The organism is Micrococcus sp. GbtcB5 (genome assembly GCF_019091605.1).
GTDB classification, from domain to species: domain Bacteria; phylum Actinomycetota; class Actinomycetes; order Actinomycetales; family Micrococcaceae; genus Micrococcus; species Micrococcus luteus.
Window position 1 is genome coordinate 1 of sequence record NZ_JAGXJK010000580.1, and the last position, 231, is coordinate 231.

Genomic DNA, 231 nt, shown 5'->3' on the forward strand with positions numbered 1-231 from the left:
CGATGGTGGTCTTGGCCTCGAACTTGCCGAAGTCGATGTTCGCGCGGAGGGTGTGCAGCGGCACGCGACCCTCGCGGTTGAACTCCGAGCGGCTCATCTCGGCGCCGCCGAGGCGGCCGGGGCACTGGGTGCGGGTGCCCTGCGCGCCGGCGCGCATGGCGGACTGGGTCGCCTTCTTCATCGCCCGGCGGGGCGCCACCCCGGGGGCGGGCTGCTCGGCCACACCCTGCG

1 pseudogene is annotated in these 231 nt (G+C 74.9%); it reads right to left on the reverse strand.

What is annotated here, in order from left to right:
* Window positions 1-231: pseudogene (locus KVS67_RS13580) on the reverse strand (30S ribosomal protein S3); the annotation flags it as partial.